This is a genomic window from Mesopusillimonas faecipullorum, from assembly GCF_020539505.1.
In the GTDB taxonomy this organism is placed as follows: domain Bacteria; phylum Pseudomonadota; class Gammaproteobacteria; order Burkholderiales; family Burkholderiaceae_B; genus Mesopusillimonas; species Mesopusillimonas faecipullorum.
In genome coordinates this window covers 601,967-620,451 of record NZ_JACDXW010000002.1, presented here as the reverse complement: position 1 = coordinate 620,451, position 18,485 = coordinate 601,967, and the positions used below count along the sequence as shown (strand labels likewise).

The 18,485-nt window shown below is 57.4% G+C and carries 18 protein-coding genes; 17 read left to right on the top strand and 1 reads right to left on the bottom strand.

The window, feature by feature from the left end:
* Position 1 precedes the first annotated feature (1 nt).
* Positions 2-928 carry a LysR family transcriptional regulator gene (locus H0484_RS06220; RefSeq protein WP_226953667.1) on the bottom strand — a complete coding sequence of 309 codons (927 nt, stop codon included), beginning with the start codon at positions 926-928 and terminating at the stop codon, positions 2-4.
* Between the two features lie 160 nt (positions 929-1,088).
* Between H0484_RS06220 and metE the strand changes: the two genes are divergently transcribed.
* The 17 genes from metE to H0484_RS06140 all read left to right on the top strand — a co-directional run bounded on the left by metE (position 1,089) and on the right by H0484_RS06140 (position 18,442).
* On the top strand, positions 1,089-3,386 hold the full coding sequence (gene metE, locus H0484_RS06215; protein ID WP_226953666.1) for a 5-methyltetrahydropteroyltriglutamate--homocysteine S-methyltransferase: 2,298 nt from the start codon (positions 1,089-1,091) through the stop codon (positions 3,384-3,386).
* 95 nt (positions 3,387-3,481) lie between these two features.
* Positions 3,482-4,078 carry a DUF2889 domain-containing protein gene (locus tag H0484_RS06210; protein WP_226953665.1) on the top strand — a complete coding sequence of 199 codons (597 nt, stop codon included), beginning with the start codon at positions 3,482-3,484 and terminating at the stop codon, positions 4,076-4,078.
* 60 nt (positions 4,079-4,138) lie between these two features.
* Positions 4,139-5,299 (top strand): ADP-forming succinate--CoA ligase subunit beta, encoded by a 1,161-nt coding sequence (gene sucC, locus H0484_RS06205; protein ID WP_226953664.1) that lies wholly within the window; start codon positions 4,139-4,141, stop codon positions 5,297-5,299.
* Positions 5,300-5,321: 22 nt separating this feature from the next.
* Positions 5,322-6,215: a succinate--CoA ligase subunit alpha gene (sucD, locus tag H0484_RS06200; protein WP_226953663.1), complete on the top strand. Its 894-nt coding sequence runs from the start codon at positions 5,322-5,324 to the stop codon at positions 6,213-6,215.
* 135 nt (positions 6,216-6,350) lie between these two features.
* On the top strand, positions 6,351-7,052 hold the full coding sequence (locus tag H0484_RS06195) for a TerC family protein (RefSeq protein WP_226953662.1): 702 nt from the start codon (positions 6,351-6,353) through the stop codon (positions 7,050-7,052).
* Between the two features lie 5 nt (positions 7,053-7,057).
* Positions 7,058-7,189, top strand: coding sequence for a hypothetical protein (locus H0484_RS15150; RefSeq protein ID WP_255644552.1), 132 nt, complete (start codon positions 7,058-7,060; stop codon positions 7,187-7,189).
* A 42-nt stretch (positions 7,190-7,231) separates the two neighbouring features.
* Complete coding sequence (gene hemC / locus H0484_RS06190) at positions 7,232-8,179, top strand: hydroxymethylbilane synthase (protein WP_226953661.1); 948 nt, start codon at positions 7,232-7,234, stop codon at positions 8,177-8,179.
* Positions 8,180-8,187: 8 nt separating this feature from the next.
* Positions 8,188-8,994: a uroporphyrinogen-III synthase gene (locus tag H0484_RS06185; RefSeq protein ID WP_226953660.1), complete on the top strand. Its 807-nt coding sequence runs from the start codon at positions 8,188-8,190 to the stop codon at positions 8,992-8,994.
* 27 nt (positions 8,995-9,021) lie between these two features.
* Positions 9,022-10,338 carry a uroporphyrinogen-III C-methyltransferase gene (locus H0484_RS06180; RefSeq protein ID WP_226953659.1) on the top strand — a complete coding sequence of 439 codons (1,317 nt, stop codon included), beginning with the start codon at positions 9,022-9,024 and terminating at the stop codon, positions 10,336-10,338.
* A complete protein-coding gene (locus H0484_RS06175) occupies positions 10,335-11,870 on the top strand; it encodes a heme biosynthesis HemY N-terminal domain-containing protein (protein ID WP_226953658.1) in 1,536 nt (511 codons plus the stop codon). The genes H0484_RS06180 and H0484_RS06175 overlap by 4 nt, the downstream gene beginning before the upstream one ends.
* A gap of 33 nt (positions 11,871-11,903) precedes the next feature.
* Complete coding sequence (ppa, locus tag H0484_RS06170; protein WP_226953657.1) at positions 11,904-12,440, top strand: inorganic diphosphatase; 537 nt, start codon at positions 11,904-11,906, stop codon at positions 12,438-12,440.
* The gene (locus H0484_RS06165; RefSeq protein WP_226953656.1) at positions 12,421-12,900 is read left to right on the top strand and encodes a hypothetical protein; all 480 of its coding nucleotides are present in this window, start codon (positions 12,421-12,423) and stop codon (positions 12,898-12,900) included. Before ppa ends, H0484_RS06165 begins: the two co-directional genes overlap by 20 nt.
* 199 nt (positions 12,901-13,099) lie before the next feature.
* The gene (locus tag H0484_RS06160) at positions 13,100-14,623 is read left to right on the top strand and encodes a YifB family Mg chelatase-like AAA ATPase (RefSeq protein WP_226953655.1); all 1,524 of its coding nucleotides are present in this window, start codon (positions 13,100-13,102) and stop codon (positions 14,621-14,623) included.
* A 69-nt stretch (positions 14,624-14,692) separates the two neighbouring features.
* Positions 14,693-15,745 (top strand): hemin-degrading factor, encoded by a 1,053-nt coding sequence (locus H0484_RS06155; RefSeq protein ID WP_226953654.1) that lies wholly within the window; start codon positions 14,693-14,695, stop codon positions 15,743-15,745.
* Positions 15,746-15,762: 17 nt separating this feature from the next.
* Complete coding sequence (locus H0484_RS06150; RefSeq protein ID WP_226953653.1) at positions 15,763-16,620, top strand: heme/hemin ABC transporter substrate-binding protein; 858 nt, start codon at positions 15,763-15,765, stop codon at positions 16,618-16,620.
* Between the two features lie 92 nt (positions 16,621-16,712).
* Positions 16,713-17,651, top strand: coding sequence for a FecCD family ABC transporter permease (locus tag H0484_RS06145; protein WP_226953725.1), 939 nt, complete (start codon positions 16,713-16,715; stop codon positions 17,649-17,651).
* On the top strand, positions 17,648-18,442 hold the full coding sequence (locus H0484_RS06140; RefSeq protein ID WP_226953652.1) for a heme ABC transporter ATP-binding protein: 795 nt from the start codon (positions 17,648-17,650) through the stop codon (positions 18,440-18,442). The genes H0484_RS06145 and H0484_RS06140 overlap by 4 nt, the downstream gene beginning before the upstream one ends.
* Positions 18,443-18,485: the final 43 nt, after the last annotated feature.

Sequence of the window (18,485 nt, the reverse complement as noted above, 5' to 3'; positions counted from 1 at the left end):
TTCAAGGCGCTGAATCTGCCACCTTGATGCCGCTTAAGGTCTTGAAGCACACTTTGCGGGCGGTTTGCATGAATGCCTGCAGGTAGTCGGCGTCAGCGTCTTCGCTACGCACAGCTGCGTACAAAGTGCGCCACACACCATTGATTCCCAAGCGGCATTTGTGCAACCAACCTTGGTGCATATATTCGGTCAGGGCCCAGTTTGGTAGGGCGGCTACCCCGCGTTGGCTGGCTACCAGCTGCGCAATAATCGGGGTCAGTTCGGCTTTTCGCACCGCGACCGGCTCCACGTCAGCCGGGTCCAGAAATGCCGTGAAGATATCCATGCGATGGCGATCCACAGGATAGGTAATCAACACTTGATCAGCCAAGTGTGCGGCTTCTACGTAACTTAAGTCTGCCAACGGGCTGGTTTTGGCTACCGCCAACACCAGTTCGTAACGAAACAACGGTAAGTAACTGATGGCCTCCAGGGGCTGTGGGTCCGAGGTAACGACCACGTCCAGGTCGCCGCGTACCAGTGCGGGTAGGGGAGCGAATGAAAAAGCTGCCGAAAGGTCTAGTGCCACCTCTGGCCAGTCGCGCCGGAAGGCGTCTAACGCAGGCATCAGCCACTGAAAGCAAGAGTGGCACTCGATGGCCAAGTGCAGGCGCCCGGTGCGACCGGCAGCCAGCTTTTGCAGTTCTCGTTCAGTGGCTCGTACTCGGGGAAGGACTTCTTCAGCCAGCGCCAAGACGCGCAGGCCTGCTGTTGTGAGTCGCGCCGGGCGGGTGCGCCGGTTCAGCAGCGGTGTTTTCAAGCGCACCTCTAAGTCGCGTATTTGATGCGATAGCGCGGACTGCGTCACATGCAGACGCTCTGCGGCTTCTTGCAGACTGCCGGCTTCTTGCAGAGCCGCAATCGTTTCCAGGTGTCGGATTTCCAGCATGGAGCTTGCCTCTATACAAATCTTTGACGAGCAGAAAACTAAATCCATCTATATTGTATGAGTAAGTCTCATATAAAGCTTGTTGTATTTGATTTTGATTCATTTAATGTTTGGCCCATACTCCATTTCATCAACAATTTTTGACTTGAGGATGATGGAAATGGTAACGACTCACAGCTTGGGCTTCCCCCGAATTGGCGCACAGCGCGAGCTGAAAAAGGCGCTGGAGGCATATTGGGCGGGAGATATTCAGGCGACCGAGCTGGAGCAGCTAGGACATGATTTGCGTCAGCGGCATTGGCAGATTCAACAACAAGCTGGAATAGACTTGATACCAGTAGGCGATTTTGCTTGGTATGATCAGATTTTGGAGTGGACGACTACGCTGGGCGTCGTGCCAGCGCGCTTTGGCCAATCTGCCAGCCTTCCTGTTTCCTTGGATACTTTGTTTCGTATGGCCCGTGGCAGAGCGCCAAGCGGCACCCCCGCAGCGGCTTGCGAGATGACCAAGTGGTTCGATACCAACTACCACTACATCGTTCCAGAAATCACGCCTGAGCAGCAGTTCCGGCTGGCGCGCGAAAGTCTATTCGAGCAAGTTAAAGAGGCGCAGGCCCAGGGTTTGAGCGTTAAGCCGGTCATTCCCGGACCATTGACTTGGTTGTGGCTGAGCAAGGGCGACGCTTACACCGAGGGTGCCGGCGATGTACGCAAGCTGGCGTTGCTAGAGCGTCTGCTGCCGGTCTATGCTCAGGTGCTAGAGCGCCTGAAGGCGCTGGGCGTGGAATGGGTGCAGATTGATGAGCCTGTGTTGGTGTTGGATATGCCCGACGCTTGGCTGAGCGCTTTGAAGCAATCCAGCCAAGTGCTGGCAGATTCGGGCCTGCACATTTTGTTGGCCACCTACTTCGGCAGTGTTCAGGAGCATGCCGTGCTGCTGGGCCAGTTGCCTATACATGGTGTGCACATAGATGGTGTACGTGCGCCGCAGCAGTTGGCGCCTGTGGCTGATGCCTTGCGTGCCGACCAGATACTGTCTGTAGGCTTAATCGATGGTCGTAACGTTTGGCGCACCGATCTGGATGCGGCTCACGAGCGCTTGCAGTCGCTGCATAAGCAGTTGGGCGAACGCCTGTGGCTGGCGCCATCGTGCTCGCTGCTGCATGTGCCAGTGGACTTGTCCTTTGAGACCGAGCTGGATGCCGAGTTACGCGGTTGGCTGTCTTTTGCCACGCAGAAACTAGATGAGTTGCGCTGGCTGGCCCTCTGGTTAGGTGGAAAGGATGACGAGCAAACGCGTCAGTTTCTGGCGCAGCAAAGGGCCGCTGTCCAAGGGCGTCGTGTTTCGGCACGCATCCATCGCGAAGAGGTGCGCCAGCGCCTGTTAGAAGCAGAGTCGATCTCGCTGGACCGCCCTCCCTTCACCCAACGCATTGCAAGCCAGCAGGCCAAGCTGAAACTGCCTGCTTATCCGACGACAACCATAGGCTCCTTCCCGCAAACAAGTGATATCCGCAAGGCGCGGCGCGACTGGCGCCAAGGTAGTCTGCCGGATGCCGCCTACGAGAAAGCCATGCGGGCGGAAATCGAGCAGGTGGTGCGTTTCCAGGAAGACATCGGTTTGGACGTGCTTGTGCATGGAGAAGCCGAGCGTAATGACATGGTGGAATACTTTGGAGAATTACTGGCAGGCTATGCCTTTACTCAGAACGGTTGGGTGCAAAGCTATGGGTCGCGCTGTGTCAAACCGCCTTTGATTTTTGGTGATGTGCTGCGTCCTGTGGCCATGACGGTAGGTTGGTCTGCTTATGCTCAGTCGTTGACTGCCAAGCCGGTCAAGGGCATGTTGACCGGCCCGGTGACCATGCTGCAATGGTCCTTTGTGCGTGACGATCAGCCGCGTGAAACCACTTGCCGACAGCTGGCGCTGGCCCTGCGCGACGAGGTCAACGATCTGGAAGCCGCCGGTATCAGTGTTATCCAGATTGACGAGCCCGCCATCCGTGAAGGCTTGCCTTTGCGCCGTGCCGACTGGAAGGCTTATCTGGATTGGGCGGTGGATTGCTTCCGCTTGAGCACTTCGGGCGTGCGCGATGACACGCAGATCCACACCCATATGTGTTATTCGGAATTCAACGACATCATGGAAGCCATTGCCGCCATGGATGCCGATGTGATCACCATCGAAACTTCGCGCTCCAATATGGAGTTGCTGAGCGCATTCGAGGATTTCCACTACCCTAACGACATCGGCCCGGGCGTCTACGATATCCATTCGCCCAATGTGCCCGACGTTGAATGGATGGTGGGGCTGATGCGCAAAGCCGCGCAGCGCCTGCCTGCCGAGCGCTTATGGGTAAACCCCGATTGCGGTTTGAAGACTCGGGCATGGCCGGAAACCCAAGCCGCATTGAAGGCTATGGTCGAAGCTGCGGCAAGCTTGCGGCAGGCGACTTAAGGGCTAATGACTGAATAAGGCTAAAAAGCTGTGCTGCGCTGCGCTATACTCTTAAGGTTTTGACTTGCAGCGCGGCTTGCTTGCGTAGCTTTTCCATGCCCTTGCCAGACTCCGACCTAGAGCGCGAACACCTGCACACGAGAACCTTTCGTGTGCATGCCTATGCTCGTCCAGACGGTTTGACAGATCTCGACGCCGAGATGATGGATGTCAAAGGCTATGATTTCCCCCGGTCCAGCGGAGAAATTCATAGGGCAGGGCGGCCGGTGCACCACATGCATCTGCGGGTCACCATAGACGATGCGTTCACCATTACCGCTGCTCAGGCGGCATACGATGCCGCGCCTTATGGGCAATGGTGCGCCTGTATTGCGCCCGATTATGCAGGGCTCGTGGGCATGAATCTGCTCAAGGGTTTCAGGCAGGCCGTCAAGGAAAAATTCGGTCGTACCCAAGGCTGTACGCATTTGTCCGAGTTGTCCTATGTGTTGCCGACGGTAGCGGTACAGTCCACTGCGGGCAAACGGCGCAAAGCCAAGCGATCTCCCGAATCTCCCGAGCGGCGGCCCTTCGAGCTTGAGGGCTGTCATGCGCTTAGCTTGGATGCGCCTGCCGTGGCCAAATTCTATCCTTTGTGGTATCGCCCGCAGGCTTCAAGCCCTGCGGGTGCCAAGCCGGCGAAAGACGGCTGACGAAGGCGGGCAACCAGAGTCGTTTCGTTTCTCTTCATCTCACGTTCAGACAGGTAACAAATGAAAATTCATGAATATCAAGGCAAGGAGCTGCTGAAGAAGTTTGGCGTAGCAGTGCCGCGCGGTATTCCCGCATTCTCGGTCGACGAAGCCGTGGCTGCAGCTGAAAAGCTAGGCGGCCCGGTCTGGGTCGTCAAGGCCCAGATTCACGCGGGCGGCCGTGGTAAAGGCGGCGGCGTCAAACTCGCTCGCTCGCTGGACGAAGTACGCAAGCTGTCCGGCGAGATCCTCGGCATGCAGCTTGTCACGCACCAAACCGGCCCCGAAGGCCAGAAAGTGCGTCGTCTGTATATCGAAGACGGAGCCGACATTCAGAAGGAATACTACGTGTCCGTGGTTACCGACCGCGCCACGCAGAAAATCGCCTTCATCGCTTCCAGCGAAGGCGGCATGGACATCGAAGAAGTTGCTGCTTCCACGCCTGAAAAGATCATCACCGAATACATTGATCCGCTGACCGGTTTCTCGAAAGAGCAAGCTACCAAGGTTGCCAATGCTATCGGCATGCCTGCTGACTCCACCGAGCAAGCCGTTGATATTTTCCAAAAGCTCTATCAGTGCTACATGGAAACCGACGCCTCGCTGGTCGAAATCAACCCGCTGAACCGTGATAGCAAGGGCAACGTGATTGCCCTGGACGCCAAGTTCAACTTCGACTCGAACGCGCTTTATCGTCACCCCGAGATCGTTGAGTTCCGCGATCTGGACGAAGAAGACCCTGCCGAAGTCGAAGCCAGCAAGTTCGATCTGGCTTACATTCAGCTGGACGGCAACATCGGCTGCTTGGTCAACGGTGCCGGTTTGGCAATGGCCACCATGGACACCATCAAGTTGTTCGGCGGCGAGCCAGCCAACTTCCTGGACGTTGGCGGTGGCGCCACTGCCGAGAAGGTTACTGAAGCCTTCAAGATCATGCTCAAGAACGACGGTGTGCAGGCCATTTTGGTCAACATCTTCGGTGGCATCATGCGCTGCGACATCATTGCCGAAGGCGTGATCGCTGCATGCAAGGCCGTGAACCTCAGCGTGCCTCTGGTGGTGCGTATGAAGGGCACCAACGAAGAACTGGGCAAGAAGATGCTGGCCGAGTCGGGCCTGCCTATCATCAGCGCCGACACCATGGCCGAAGCCGCGCAAAAAGTCGTGGCTGCCGCAAAATAAGCTCTACGAAGGACTACTCACAATGTCGATTCTGATCAACAAGGATACCAAGGTCATCACCCAAGGTATTACCGGTAAGACCGGCCAGTTCCACACGCATTACTGCCGCGAGTACGCCAACGGCAAAGAAGCTTTCGTTGCGGGAGTGAACCCCAAGAAGGCCGGTGAAAACTTCGAAGGCGTGCCCATTTACGCCACCGTCAAAGAAGCCAAGCAAGCCACTGGCGCCACCGTTTCGGTTATCTACGTGCCGCCCGCAGGTGCTGCTGCTGCCATCTGGGAAGCTGTTGAAGCCGACCTGGATCTGGCCATCTGCATTACTGAAGGCATTCCCGTTCGCGACATGCTGGAAGTGCGCAACAAGATGAAGGCAAAAGTGGCTGCCGGCGGCAAAGAAACCTTGCTGTTGGGCCCTAACTGCCCTGGTCTGATCACGCCCGACGAAATCAAGATCGGCATCATGCCTGGTCACATTTCGCGTAAAGGCCGCATCGGTGTCGTTAGCCGCTCCGGTACCCTCACTTACGAAGCGGTTGCTCAGCTTACCGAACTTGGCTTGGGTCAATCCTCGGCAGTCGGTATTGGTGGCGACCCCATCAATGGTTTGAAGCACATCGACGTGCTGCGCATGTTCAACGAAGATCCCGAGACCGACGCTGTTGTCATGATCGGCGAGATCGGTGGCCCCGACGAAGTCAATGCTGCTTTGTGGGCCAAAGACAACATGAGCAAGCCTATCGTTGGCTTCATCGCTGGCGTGACGGCCCCTCCCGGAAAACGCATGGGCCACGCCGGTGCGCTGATCTCCGGTGGTGCCGACACAGCTGATGCCAAGCTGGAAGTGATGGAAGCGTGCGGTATTCGTACCACGCGTGATCCTTCCGAAATGGGCCGTTTGCTGAAGTCCATTCTGTAAGCGTTAATACGCTTGCCGCCCGGGCGGGCCGGCACTGCCACATGGCAATGCCGGCCCGCTTGAGTTTTTTAGACCACGGTTTTGTGCGTTGTACGAAACTCCCGCGGCTTCGAAAGCCCCTTAGGAATCTTTACCATGCTCGATTTTTTTGCAACGTTGCACTGGGGCGCCTTGTTCCAGATCGTCATGATTGACATCCTGTTGGGGGGAGACAATGCTGTGGTCATAGCCTTGGCTTGCCGCAAGCTCACCCCACATCAGCGTGTTCGAGGTATCTTGTGGGGCACGGTCGGCGCCATTCTGATGCGCGTGGTTCTGATTTTCTTTGCCTTGCAATTGCTGGGCATACCCATGCTCAAGGTGGTGGGTGCCCTATTGCTGTTATGGATAGGCATCAAGCTGCTATTGCCAGACGAAGGACATCACGACGTCAGCGCTGGTAGCTCGGTTTGGGCAGCGGTCAAAACCATTCTGATTGCCGACTTTGTGATGAGTCTGGATAACGTCATTGCCATTGCCGGCGCTGCGCAAAACGCAGCCGAGCATCATCAGTTGGGCTATGTGATTTTTGGTTTGTTGCTAAGTGTGCCCATTATCATTTGGGGCAGCACACTGGTGCTTAAACTTATAGATCGTTTTCCGGTCGTTATTACGTTCGGCGCCGCCTTGCTGGGCTGGATAGCCGGCGGTATGCTGGTAACCGATGCGCTTGTCCTGGATCAATTCGGCGAGCCGACAAAAGTGGTCAAATATGCGGCAGAGGTCATCGGCGCTGTTGCCGTTGTGGCCGTGGGTAAATGGCTGGCCTCTCGCAGGCCGGCACAACAAGGACACTAATCAATATGGGCCTGTTCAAGCCTGCTTCCGACGCCAAAGACGCCGAAAAATCCAACATGACTCTGCTCAAAGGGCTGGCCATAGTAGGCCTCATAGGCATTTTGGCGTATGTCGTCTTGCAGCAGTTCATCAACTGACCACTAAAAGGTCAGCCGCTCACCGTTTCATCCCATTTTTTCATGTCTCAACCTTCCCGACTGGTCATCGCCACTCGCGCCAGCCGTTTGGCTTTGTGGCAAGCCCATCACGTCAAAGCGCAGTTGCTGGCGCTTTATCCCGACTGCCAAGTCGAACTGCTAGAGCTCACCACTAAGGGCGATCAAATACTGGATCGCACCTTGTCCAAAGTGGGCGGAAAAGGCTTGTTCGTTAAAGAGCTTGAAGCCGCACTTCTGGATGGCAGGGCCGACATGGCTGTGCATTCGCTCAAAGATGTGCCCGTCGAGTTGGGGCCGCCTTTCGCGCTACCCATCATCATGGAAAGGGCCGACCCGCGAGACGCCTTCGTTTCCAATCAATTTGGCAGCTTGGCCGAATTACCCGAAGGGGCCGTGGTCGGTACTTCCAGCTTGCGGCGTGAGTCTCAGATACGTGCTGCTTATCCTCAGCTTCACGTGCAGCCCTTGCGTGGCAACCTAGACACACGCTTGTCCAAACTCGATGCAGGCCAATATGCAGGTATTGTATTGGCCGCAGCCGGCCTGGAGCGTTTAGGCTTGGCCGACCGCATACGCAGCTATCTCTCTACCGACGAGAGTCTGCCGTCTGCGGGTCAAGGGGCTTTGGGCATAGAAATCATGGACGAGCGCGCCGATTTGCGAGCTTGGTTGGCGCCATTGGCTTGTGCGCGTACCACGGCTTGTGCGCTGGCCGAACGGGCCGTTTCCCGAGTGCTGGGCGGATCTTGCCAGGTGCCCTTGGCTGCTTATGCTCAGGCTGATGACAACCTCTTGCACGTCCAGGCCTTGGTAGGGCGTCCCGATGGCCGCCTGATCTTGCGTGCTCAGCAGTCTGGCCCCATCGATGCCGCAAAAAGCATAGGCACAGATGTCGCCCGCCAGTTGCAGGCGCAAGGCGCCCAAGCCATCGTCGACGCTTTGTCGGCGCCTGACCCAGATCAAGTTTAGGTGGCGCTATGCCGGTGCGATCAGCCCTGGCCGTCCTGACCCGTCCTGCTGGCCGCAATGAGGCGCTGGCATCTGCCCTGCAAGAGCAGAGCGTGGCGACGCTGAGCCTGCCTGCATTGACCGTGAGCTTAAGGCCGCAGGCCATGCAGCCCTGGGTCGCGCCTGACGCCTATGATCTGGTTATCTTTGTCAGTGGCTTTGCCGTCAAATGCTATTTGCAGGCTTGGCAGCAGGCGGAGGCAGAGCGTCAGTGGCCGCCGCAGACGCGTGCGGCGACCGTGGGGGCTGCCAGTGCTTTGCCGCTGTTCGAGGCCGGTTGGATTCCAAAGGCGCAGATTCTGCACCCCGAGCCTGATGTTCCGCAGGATTCGGAATCCTTGTGGCAGGTATTGCAGGAACATGCGGGCATTTCGCCGCGGGTGCTTATCGTGGGTGCACAGGAAGGGCGCAACTGGTTGCGCCAACGCCTGGAGGCTGAGGGGAGCCAGGTTGACCGTTACGCTGTCTATGAAAGGGTGAGCGCGCATTGGACTGCCCCTCAGTTGGCGCCGCTGGCTGAGGCGCTTGAGCGGGGGCATGCAATTTCCGCGCTTCTTACCAGCTCGCAGGGGGTGGATGCTTTTGCCTCTAACCTGCAAACGCATGGCTTGACTAAACTTTACGCCCGGGCCGGGTTTGTCGCCATCCACGAAAGAGTAGCAAGCCGTTTACAATGGCAGGCGCAGCGTGCCGGCTGCGGTGAACTCAACGTTGAACTCTGTATGCCCGACGACGCGGCTATTCTGGCCGCTGTGCTACAGTCGCTGAAGCACTGAATGGGCGCGAACGATTACAATTCCGTCATGACTGATTCCACACTCGAGACCTCTTCGTCCGCCGCATCCGGCGCCAAGGCCAATGGCCAGGCAGAAAAAAAAGCTGCAAGCTCCGGCAGGGGGCCTGGGCGTGGTTCCAGCTTGCTGGGTATTGCGTTTGTTTTGGTGCTGATTCTGGCGGTGGCTTTGGGGGCCGCTGCTTGGTACTTGTACCAGCATCAACAGGCTCAGCAAGAGCAGATGAATGCAGAACTTACATCCAGCGTCCTCGAAGTTCGCAAGGCCGCCAGCCAAGTGCAGGCGCTGCGAGCTCAGTCTGACATGGATCAGGCGCGCTTGCAGCATATGGAATCCCAGCTCGAAGCCTCACGCGAACAGCTTGACGGGCTTGAGCAAGCTTTGCAGATGTTGACTGCCAATGGCGGCGAATTGGCTTTGCTTAACGATATCGATCAATTACTTGAAATTGCTCAACAGCAACTGACTTTAGGGGGCAACGTCGCCAATGCCATTATTGGCCTCGAAACCGCCCAGGCCCGGCTGGCACGTGCCGCTTTGCCAGCGCTGGCGCCATTGCAGCAGGCAGTCAACGGTGACCTCGAACGTCTGCGTGCGGTGCCCACTACAGATACGACCAGGTTGCAAAGCCGTTTAAGCGAACTGAGTCAACTGGTGGCCTCTGCGCCTTTGCTGGTACGAGATCTGGGTGTTGTCCAGACACCAACTGAACAGGCTCAACGCCAAAATTTCGTACCGGCTCAGGCGGCGCCCGATGCCGGCTGGTGGGAGAAAACCTGGGTTTCTACTCAAAATGCGCTGGGGCAAGGCTGGCAGCTGGTCAGCCACGATTTGCGCCAGCTTGTCAGTGTGCGGCGCATCGATGACAGCAACGCTTTGTTGATTTCAGCCGAGCAAGCCGGCCAACTTCGCGACAACCTGCGTCTGCGCCTGATGACCGCTAGATTGGCCTTGATGATGCGGCAGAACGATATCTGGCATTCCGAACTTCAGGCAGTTCAAGGTCTGGTTGAGGCTCGCTTCGATTTGCAGACTGTAGACGGCAAACGCGCTTTGGCATTGGCCACGCAGTTGACCGATGCTGATGTTGCCGTTGCACTGCCCGAAAGCCTGAACAGCCGCCAAGCGGTGCAAGCCTTGCGGCTTGCCCGGGCCAGCGAAGCCCAGCCAGACTCCTCGAATGGCGGCTCTCCCGCACAGCCCCAAGCACCGGCATCGCCTGTACCCTCTGAAACCGAGCCAAGCACGGCACCGGTAGAGCCTTCGACAGCAGATCAGGCTCCAGCTGCATCCGAGTCGACGAACGCACAGCAGGTGGCTTCATGAGCTCCTGGATTCGTATCATCTTTTTACTGATTTTGGCGGTGCTGCTGGCGGTTGTGCTCAGAGAGCACAGCGGCAATGTCCTCATCATTGCTCAGCCATGGCGCATCGAGCTATCGCTGACCCTAGCGGTTTTATTGCTTATTGCGCTGTTCATTGTCTTGCATGTGCTGTTGCAATGGATAAGCTGGCTCTCCAGCAGCCCCACTCGCTTTCGCTCTTGGCGCGGCCAAAGGGCGCAGCGCAAAGATCGCAGCTCGCTAGAGCAAGGTTGGATAGGTGTTTTGGAGGGGCGCGATCAAGAAGCAGAACAGAAGCTTGCGCGTTTGCTGGCTCGTACCCGATCTTCCGACACCAAAGTGTTGGCGGCGTTGGCGTTGGCCAGGTCCCAGCACGATAATGGCCGCCATGCTCAACGCGACGAAACACTGGAGCAAGCACGGGTGGCTGCGGCTCCTCAGCCCAAACTGCAAGAGGCCGTTGCAGTGGTGCGTGCCGAGCTGTTGCTTGATCAGCAGCGTGCCGACGAAGCTTTGGCCTTGTTGCAGCCTGTTTACGACGCCAACCCCAAGGCATTCAATGCTTTGCGCTTGTTGTTGCAAGCGCATTGGCAACTGGGTAACCAAGCTCAGGTTTACGAGTGCGTGCGGCTATTGCAACGTAAGGGTGTGCTCTCTGCCCAAGAGGCTCGGCCCTATATCGAGCGTGCTGTGACAGAAAGGCTGGCCCAGGTGGACGAAGCCGGGTTTAAATCTACTTGGGGCGACCTCAAGAAAGAAGAGCGTCTGTGGCCTTCCATCGCGCTCGGCGCCGCTGCGTTTCACGAGCGTTTGGCTCAGCCCCGAGACGCTGCAAAAATACTAGAAGCCGCACTGAATCAAGAGCTGGACCCACAACTACTCAGTGCTTACAGCCAGTGCCCGCCTGACGACGTTGCTCGTCGTGTCGCCAAGGCCGAAACCTGGCTCAAGCAATCTCCCAATAATGCCGATTTGCTCACGGCCTTGGGTAATCTTTGCCTGAAAGGGCAGTTGTGGGGGGCCGGAGAACGCTATCTGCAACGCAGTATGGCCTTGCGCAATGATGTGCGCATTCACGCCTTGCTGGGAACCCTTTATGATCGTCTAGGACGCTCTCACGAGGCTATGTCGCACTGGCGTCTGGCAGCCCTGGCTGCCGGCACGCTGCCTGTCTTGCATTGGGATTCCGTTTTGCCCGCCGCCGATATGCGCTCTGACCCCGGGGCTCCCGATGCCTTACCAGACGATGCCCCACGCATGTCAGCCCCGGCTCAATCGTGGTCGGCGCCAGAAGCCGCCAGTGCGGTGGGATACCTGCCCGAGGAGTCTTCCTACGAGGAGGATGTACCTCGGAAGCCGACCAGCGGCTCACCTCTTGTCGATACGTCTGACGATGATCTATATTTCGACAGCGCGCCGATTCCCGGTATCGATTTGTCCCAGACGTCCGACCGTTCCGATTCAGCCACATCTGCTGCGGGAACCTCACAAGACGATATCTCGCGTACCGCCTGAGTTTTTCTTCCATCTTTCCAAGGTTAATCAAGCATGAGTTTAGATCGTGTGCCTGCCGGTGCAAATCTGCCCGAGGACTTCAACGTTATCGTCGAAATTCCCATGAATTCCGACCCGGTCAAGTACGAAGTTGATAAAGAAAGCGGCGCCGTATTCGTTGACCGTTTCATGCTGGCAGCCATGCACTATCCAGCCAACTACGGCTATATTCCCGAAACCATTGCCGACGACGGCGACCCCGTCGATGTGTTGGTCGTGGCGCCTTTTCCCATTCAGGTCGGTGCTGTGGTTCGTTGCCGCGCTGTTGGCGTGCTGCAAATGGACGATGAGGCAGGCGGTGATGCCAAGTTGTTGGCCGTGCCTGTTACCAAGCTCTACCCCCTGTATCGCGACATCAACAAACCCGAAGATTTCCCTGTCGAAGAGTTGAACCGCATCCAGCATTTCTTCGAGCACTATAAAGATCTCGAGAAAGGCAAGTGGGTCAAGGTTAAAGGTTGGGAAGGTGCTGAAGCCGCCAAGGCAGAAATCACTGCCAGCGCAGCGCGTTATGCAGCCCAATCCAAATAAGCTGAATATTTCAGCTGTTTCCGACGACTGGCGCGGAGTGGCGTTGTCCAACTTCGTGCTGTCGCCATTTACCTTTGATGGACGTTTGTTTGCGTCCATCGAAGGTTTTATTCAGGGTATCAAGTTCCCCGAATCCGACGCACGCCGAGAACGCGCATTCATATTAAGCGGTTGGGACGCCAAGAATTTGGGCGGTGAGGCCGATTTAAAGGGTGTGTATTGGAATGGGGATTGCCTAGCCTATGGTTCGGCTCAGCATCATCAGCTAATAGAGGCGGCCATCCGCACCCGTATTTTGCAGTCCGAGGGCTTACGTCAGGCTTTACTTTCTACCCAAGGCTTGCTGTTGGTCCACGAGACTGGATTCCCCGATTCTCCAAATACCTCGTTACCCACGCCGGTGTTCTGCCGAATCATGAACGAGATACGTCAGGAACTACAGCAGGGTGCGCTTTCTTAGCGACTTATCTCGTGTCGCATGAGGCTTTGCGCTGTCGAGCGACTTTTCGCCAGTCTTTGTAGAGGCGCGCTTGGCCTAGGCTAGGTATAAGCCGAGCCTGTCAATTTTGCGCTTCTACACTGCCTAAATGTGAGGCTATCGTCATACTGAGGCATTCCTTCAATGTCTCATGGTGGGTAATACCCTCCCGATTGCATCCATGTCGCTTGCCATTGTCAATAGCCAGGCCCTGCAAGGTGTCAGCGGCACGCCTGTGCGCGTCGAGGTTCATGTAGGGGCGGGCTTGCCCGCATTTCACATCGTTGGCCTGCCTGATGCGGGGGTGCGCGAAAGCCGGGAACGTGTGCGTGCCGCCATCGTGAGCAGTGGTTTCGAATTTCCCGCCGGGCGGGTGACGGTGAATCTTGCGCCAGCGGATTTGCCCAAAGAGTCGGGACGCTTTGATTTGGCGATAGCCTTGGGCGTGCTGCTTGCATCTGGTCAGGTTCAGGACGCGCAGGGTAAGCCGCCCAGGGTAGACCAACTTGTTTTTGTGGGTGAGCTATCCCTGACCGGGGCTATCGCGTCGGTGGCTGCTCCTTTGGCTATTGCACTGTCGGTGGCGCGAACCCAAGCAGGGGTCATGCTAGTCTTGCCTGAGCACGAAGCCGCGCAGGCCGCCTGGGTGCCAGGCCTGGACGTACGAGCTGTTGCGAGCTTGGCTCAGGCGGTCGCCCATCTGGCAGGTCAGCATTCATTATCACAAGCTGAACCCTTGCCCATGGCCGAGCGGGTCGTGCAAGTGCCTTGCTTATCTGAAGTACGAGGGCAGCAAATGGCGCGCCGTGTTCTGGAGATTGCTGCGGCAGGTGGACACAGCTTGCTCATGTGTGGGCCTCCAGGGGTGGGCAAAAGCATGTTGGCCCAACGTTTACCTGGTTTGTTGCCGCCCTTGAGTGCCGGCGAGGCGTTAGAGCATGCCGCCATCGCTGCCTTGAAAAGCGGTGAGGCAAGCGGTTTAAGCACGCAAGCGCCTTTTCGTGCCCCCCATCATTCAAGCTCTTTGCCAGCGCTGGTCGGAGGAGGGAGTTATCCGCGGCCAGGTGAGATCAGTTTGGCGCATCACGGTGTCTTATTCTTGGATGAATTGCCCCAGTTTCAGCCACGTGTGCTTGAAGCCTTGCGTGAGCCCTTGGAGACCCGCGAGGTCACGATTGCGAGAGCCCAACATACGCATCGCTTTCCTGCGGCGTTTCAACTGGTGGCGGCCATGAACCCTTGCCCCTGCGGTTGGCTAGGACATGGGCAGCAACCCTGCCGCTGTGCACCCGACCGTATTCAGGCTTATCGCGGCAGAATCTCGGGGCCCTTGTTAGACCGTATGGATTTGCATATTACCTTGCCTGCGCTGAAAGCGGAGTGGATGGAAGAGGCGCCCGGCGAAGGCTCGCAAATCGTGCGTCAGCGGGTACTGCTTTGTCGTGAGCGGCAATCTGCGCGCCAACAAACCATGAATGCACGTCTGGATGCCGGCACGATACGGCAGCACTGCCACTTGAATACGCAAGCACAAGAGTTGCTTCAGGCGGCAATGCAGCGCTGGCATTGGTCAGCCAGGGTAGTGCACAGGGTATTGCGTGTGGCGCGTACCGTGGCGGATTTGTCAGGCCGCGATGACATTATCCGTTCAGACGTGGCAGAGGCCATGCAATATCGGCAAGCATGGCCTGGCGATCATCATTAATCAAAATTAACCCACCTGAGCCGTCATTTTCCGCATAATAGCGATGTCTTTTCTATATGCGAATGAAAAATGACATCATTTACAAGGTTGACAGCTGAACAGCTAAGTGCGCAGGCAAATGCCGCGCAGCAAACAGGCCCGCAGCGCCGTACCCGAGAGTTGGCAATGCATCTGGGCGTTTCCGAGTGTGAGTTGGTTCACGCAGGCTACGAAGGGCTTTCTTCTCGTCCTTTAACAGGCTCCTTGCATGAGATGTTTGCGGCCTTGAGCGAACTGGGCCGCGTCATGGCATTGACGCGCAACGATTGGTGCGTACACGAGCGTCATGGGCATTATCAAGGTCATGTCCAGCAAGGCCCTGTGCACATGATGCTGGGCCCCGATATTGACCTGCGTGCCTTTGTTGGGCGCTGGCGCCATGCTTATGCGGTAGAACAAGGCGGGCGTCATAGCTTGCAATTTTTTGACGGCAACGGCTTGGCGGTGCACAAGGTGTACTGCACGCAGGAGTCGGATATGCCGGCTTATGAGGTTTATGTATCGCGTTTTGCGGCGCCTGCCGACGCAGCCATGCCTGTATTCGAGCAAGCATCACAAACTGCCACCTTGGCCGAGCCGCAATCTACCCCAGAGCAAATACGCGAAGCGTGGCTGAAACTGAAAGATACGCACGAGTTCCACCCCATGCTGGGTCGTCTGGGTGTCAGCCGCATGCAAGCGCTAGCCGGTGCGGGCACCGACCTGGCTCAGCAGGTGGGGCCGGAGGCCGTCGAACACGTACTGACACGGGCGGCGCAAAGCGGCTTGTCCATTATGTGCTTTGTGAGCAATCCCGGCATGGTGCAGATTCACACAGGGCCTATACAAAACCTGCGCAGAACCGGTGATTGGTACAACATCTTGGATGACAACTTCAACCTTCATTTGAATACCTCTGCCATCGCTTCCAGTTGGGTCGTTAATAAACCCACTACCGACGGTTGGGTACGTTCGCTTGAGCTCTACCATCAATCAGGGGATCAGATCGTCCAGTTCTTCGGAGAGCGCAAAGAGGGCAAGAAAGAGCTGGCAGCTTGGCGCGCCTTGCTTGATGAACTCTGCACCGAACCTTTGGCGGTCTAATCAGGAGTCGCAGAGTCATGCAGTGGCGTCGTAGAGGTTTGTTGATGGTGGCTTTGAGCCTGCCTTGGGGGTGGGCAAAAGCCAAGCAGGGGGACGCCAAAAATGTGGTGTCTGTAGGCGGCAGTGTCACCGAGATCGTATTTGCCTTGGGGCAAGGAGATCGCTTGATTGCGGTGGATCTCTCTAGCGTGTATCCACCCGAGGCGCGGGCTTTACCTAAGGTGGGCTACTACCGGGATTTGTCCGTCGAGGGCGTTGCCTCCCTGCATCCCGGTCTGGTGATTGCATCGGATCAATCCGGGCCGCCGCAGGCATTGCAGCGCCTTCGCGACTTGGGGGTGAACATCTTGGTAGTGCCCGATGCCCCAGAGGTGTCGGCGCTACGCGAGCGCATCCTGAAAATTGCACAGGCCTTGTCGGTGCCGCAGGCAGGTGAGCAGATGGTCGCCAATATGGATGAGGCCTTGGGCAAACTACCTGCTTTGCCCGATGGTGACCAGTGGCCCACGGCCTTGTCGGTCATGGCGCATGGCAACAGCGTGCTGGTTGCAGGCGCGGGTACAGCCGCAGACGCCATCATGCAGTTGTCTGGTGTGCGTAACGTGATACAGGGACAGAAAGGTTACAAGCCCATATCGGCAGAAGCTGCCGCGGCGTTGGCACCGGACTTCATCATTACCACGCCACTTAGTATTCAAGCTCAGGGGGGCGAAGAGCGCTTTCTTGCCTTGACCTCACTGGCTGGTACGCCAGCTGCCAAAGCCCGCCGTCTCGTTGTGATGGACGATTTGATGTATTTGTCCTTTGGTCCGCGTTTGGCCGAGGCTGTGACGAAATTGCGAGAACAATGTCATCGTTACGACCAAAGCTCGTGAGTTCCCCAGCCGTGGCAACTACAACGGTGTCCAAACGTAACACCCAGCCTCTCAAAGGCTTGCTGGTGTTATTGCTCCTGTTAGGTCTGGTGATGGCTCTGGCGTCTGCCAGTGGCGCATATCCCATCGCCCTGCAAGACTTGCCGCGAGTGCTGTGGTGGCCGACGGAGCAGGACACGCTTGCGCATCGGGTGTTGGTGGATGTGCGCTTGCCTCGTGTGGTGCTGAGCATGACGGTTGGTGCAGGTTTGGCCATTGCCGGCGCTTGCATGCAAGCTTTGTTTCGCAACCCCTTGGCCGACCCGGGTTTGATCGGGATCTCGTCGGGTGCCGCCGTAGGCGCTGTGGGGGCCATAGTGTTGGGTGTTGGCGGCTTCTTTTCTGCGGCAGGTGCCGCTTTCGCAGGTAGTTTGTTGGCGACCTGGTGTGCCTATGTGCTGGGTAGGCGTAGCGCGGGAATGGCCGGCTTGTTGCTGGCAGGTATTGCCATTAACGCAGCCTGCGGCAGTGCCATAGGCTTATTCAGCTATATGGCAGATGACTCGCAGCTGCGCAGTCTGACGTTCTGGAACCTGGGTAGCTTGGCGCATGGAAGCTGGTCTATTCTGGTTTGGCTGACGCCCTGGACCTTCCTGTTGTCCGTGCTGCTCTATCGGCATTGGCGTGCCTTGAACGCTTTGCTAATCGGCGAACGCGAAGCCTGGCATCTGGGTTTCTCGCTGACGCGAGTGCGGCGTGAATTGATCGGTTTGGTGGCGTTGCTGGTCGGGCCTTTGGTCGCCGCCACAGGCGTGATTGGTTTCGTCGGTCTGGTCATACCCCATGTGCTGCGCCTACTGATGGGGGCAGATCATCGTGCCTTGTTACCTGCCAGCGCCCTAGGGGGCGCCATCGCGCTCGTCGTGGCGGATTGGGGGGCTCGCATCATCATGGTGCCAGCCGAATTGCCGGTGGGTATCGTCACTAGCTTGATTGGTGCGCCCTTTTTCCTGTGGTTGATCAATCGTGTCGGACGCAGGAGGACGCCATGAGTTCGGGCTTGAGTGCCGAATCCATCAGTGTGGATCGCGCAGGGCGCAAGATTCTTTGTGGTGTTTCTTGCCGCGTGCAGCCTGGACGTGTAACGGCGGTATTGGGTGCCAACGGGGCTGGCAAGTCGACCTTGCTGGCTGCCATGTCGGGCGAGCTATCTTGTCAAAAGGGCGTGATTCATCTGGATGGGCTCAGCCTGGAGGCCAGAGGGGTGGCAGAGCAAGCGCGCCGGCGGGCGGTTTTGCCTCAACAAGTGGCCATGGGCTTTCCACTGGCGGTGAGCAAAGTGGTGGAAATGGGTTTGTATCCATTTCCTGAGCTGACGCCTGAGGAAGTGGCGCGGGATGTAGGCGAGGCATTGGGAATCGTCGGACTGAGAAATGCGGCGCAGCGACCTTATGACACCTTGTCAGGGGGGGAGCAACAACGGGTGCAGTTTGCTCGTGTGTGGGCGCAAGTGGCGGCAGCTGTGCGCTGCCAGGGCCAGGCTTATCTGCTGATGGATGAACCTGTTTCCAACCTTGATCCTCGGCACCAGCTGGCGCTGTTGCATTCGGCACGACGCGCAGCAGATACGAGTCAGGTGGGGGTGCTGGTCGTTCTGCACGACCTGAACTTGGCGGCCCAGTGGTGCGACGAGTTGCTGCTGCTTGCCGCGGGTCAAGTGTTGGTCGACGGTACGCCAGAGCAGGTGCTCACTCCCGAGGCGCTAGAGCAAGCCTATGGCTTACGACCCTCGGTCGTACCGCACCCGGTAAAGGAAAACGCCGTGCTGGTCTTGTTTCACTAGCATTCGGTACTCGATTTAGCATGATAATATAAAAATAAATGAT

Excerpts from the sequence above, each read along its gene's own strand:
- H0484_RS06220 (WP_226953667.1), bottom strand. The coding sequence starts at position 928 with ATGCTGGAAATCCGACACCTGGAAACGATTGCGGCTCTGCAAGAAGCC.
- metE (WP_226953666.1), top strand. The coding sequence starts at position 1,089 with ATGGTAACGACTCACAGCTTGGGCTTCCCCCGAATTGGCGCACAGCGC.
- H0484_RS06210 (WP_226953665.1), top strand. The coding sequence starts at position 3,482 with ATGCCCTTGCCAGACTCCGACCTAGAGCGCGAACACCTGCACACGAGA.
- sucC (WP_226953664.1), top strand. The coding sequence starts at position 4,139 with ATGAAAATTCATGAATATCAAGGCAAGGAGCTGCTGAAGAAGTTTGGC.
- sucD (WP_226953663.1), top strand. The coding sequence starts at position 5,322 with ATGTCGATTCTGATCAACAAGGATACCAAGGTCATCACCCAAGGTATT.
- H0484_RS06195 (WP_226953662.1), top strand. The coding sequence starts at position 6,351 with ATGCTCGATTTTTTTGCAACGTTGCACTGGGGCGCCTTGTTCCAGATC.
- H0484_RS15150 (WP_255644552.1), top strand. The coding sequence starts at position 7,058 with ATGGGCCTGTTCAAGCCTGCTTCCGACGCCAAAGACGCCGAAAAATCC.
- hemC (WP_226953661.1), top strand. The coding sequence starts at position 7,232 with ATGTCTCAACCTTCCCGACTGGTCATCGCCACTCGCGCCAGCCGTTTG.
- H0484_RS06185 (WP_226953660.1), top strand. The coding sequence starts at position 8,188 with ATGCCGGTGCGATCAGCCCTGGCCGTCCTGACCCGTCCTGCTGGCCGC.
- H0484_RS06180 (WP_226953659.1), top strand. The coding sequence starts at position 9,022 with ATGACTGATTCCACACTCGAGACCTCTTCGTCCGCCGCATCCGGCGCC.
- H0484_RS06175 (WP_226953658.1), top strand. The coding sequence starts at position 10,335 with ATGAGCTCCTGGATTCGTATCATCTTTTTACTGATTTTGGCGGTGCTG.
- ppa (WP_226953657.1), top strand. The coding sequence starts at position 11,904 with ATGAGTTTAGATCGTGTGCCTGCCGGTGCAAATCTGCCCGAGGACTTC.
- H0484_RS06165 (WP_226953656.1), top strand. The coding sequence starts at position 12,421 with ATGCAGCCCAATCCAAATAAGCTGAATATTTCAGCTGTTTCCGACGAC.
- H0484_RS06160 (WP_226953655.1), top strand. The coding sequence starts at position 13,100 with ATGTCGCTTGCCATTGTCAATAGCCAGGCCCTGCAAGGTGTCAGCGGC.
- H0484_RS06155 (WP_226953654.1), top strand. The coding sequence starts at position 14,693 with ATGACATCATTTACAAGGTTGACAGCTGAACAGCTAAGTGCGCAGGCA.
- H0484_RS06150 (WP_226953653.1), top strand. The coding sequence starts at position 15,763 with ATGCAGTGGCGTCGTAGAGGTTTGTTGATGGTGGCTTTGAGCCTGCCT.
- H0484_RS06145 (WP_226953725.1), top strand. The coding sequence starts at position 16,713 with ATGGCTCTGGCGTCTGCCAGTGGCGCATATCCCATCGCCCTGCAAGAC.
- H0484_RS06140 (WP_226953652.1), top strand. The coding sequence starts at position 17,648 with ATGAGTTCGGGCTTGAGTGCCGAATCCATCAGTGTGGATCGCGCAGGG.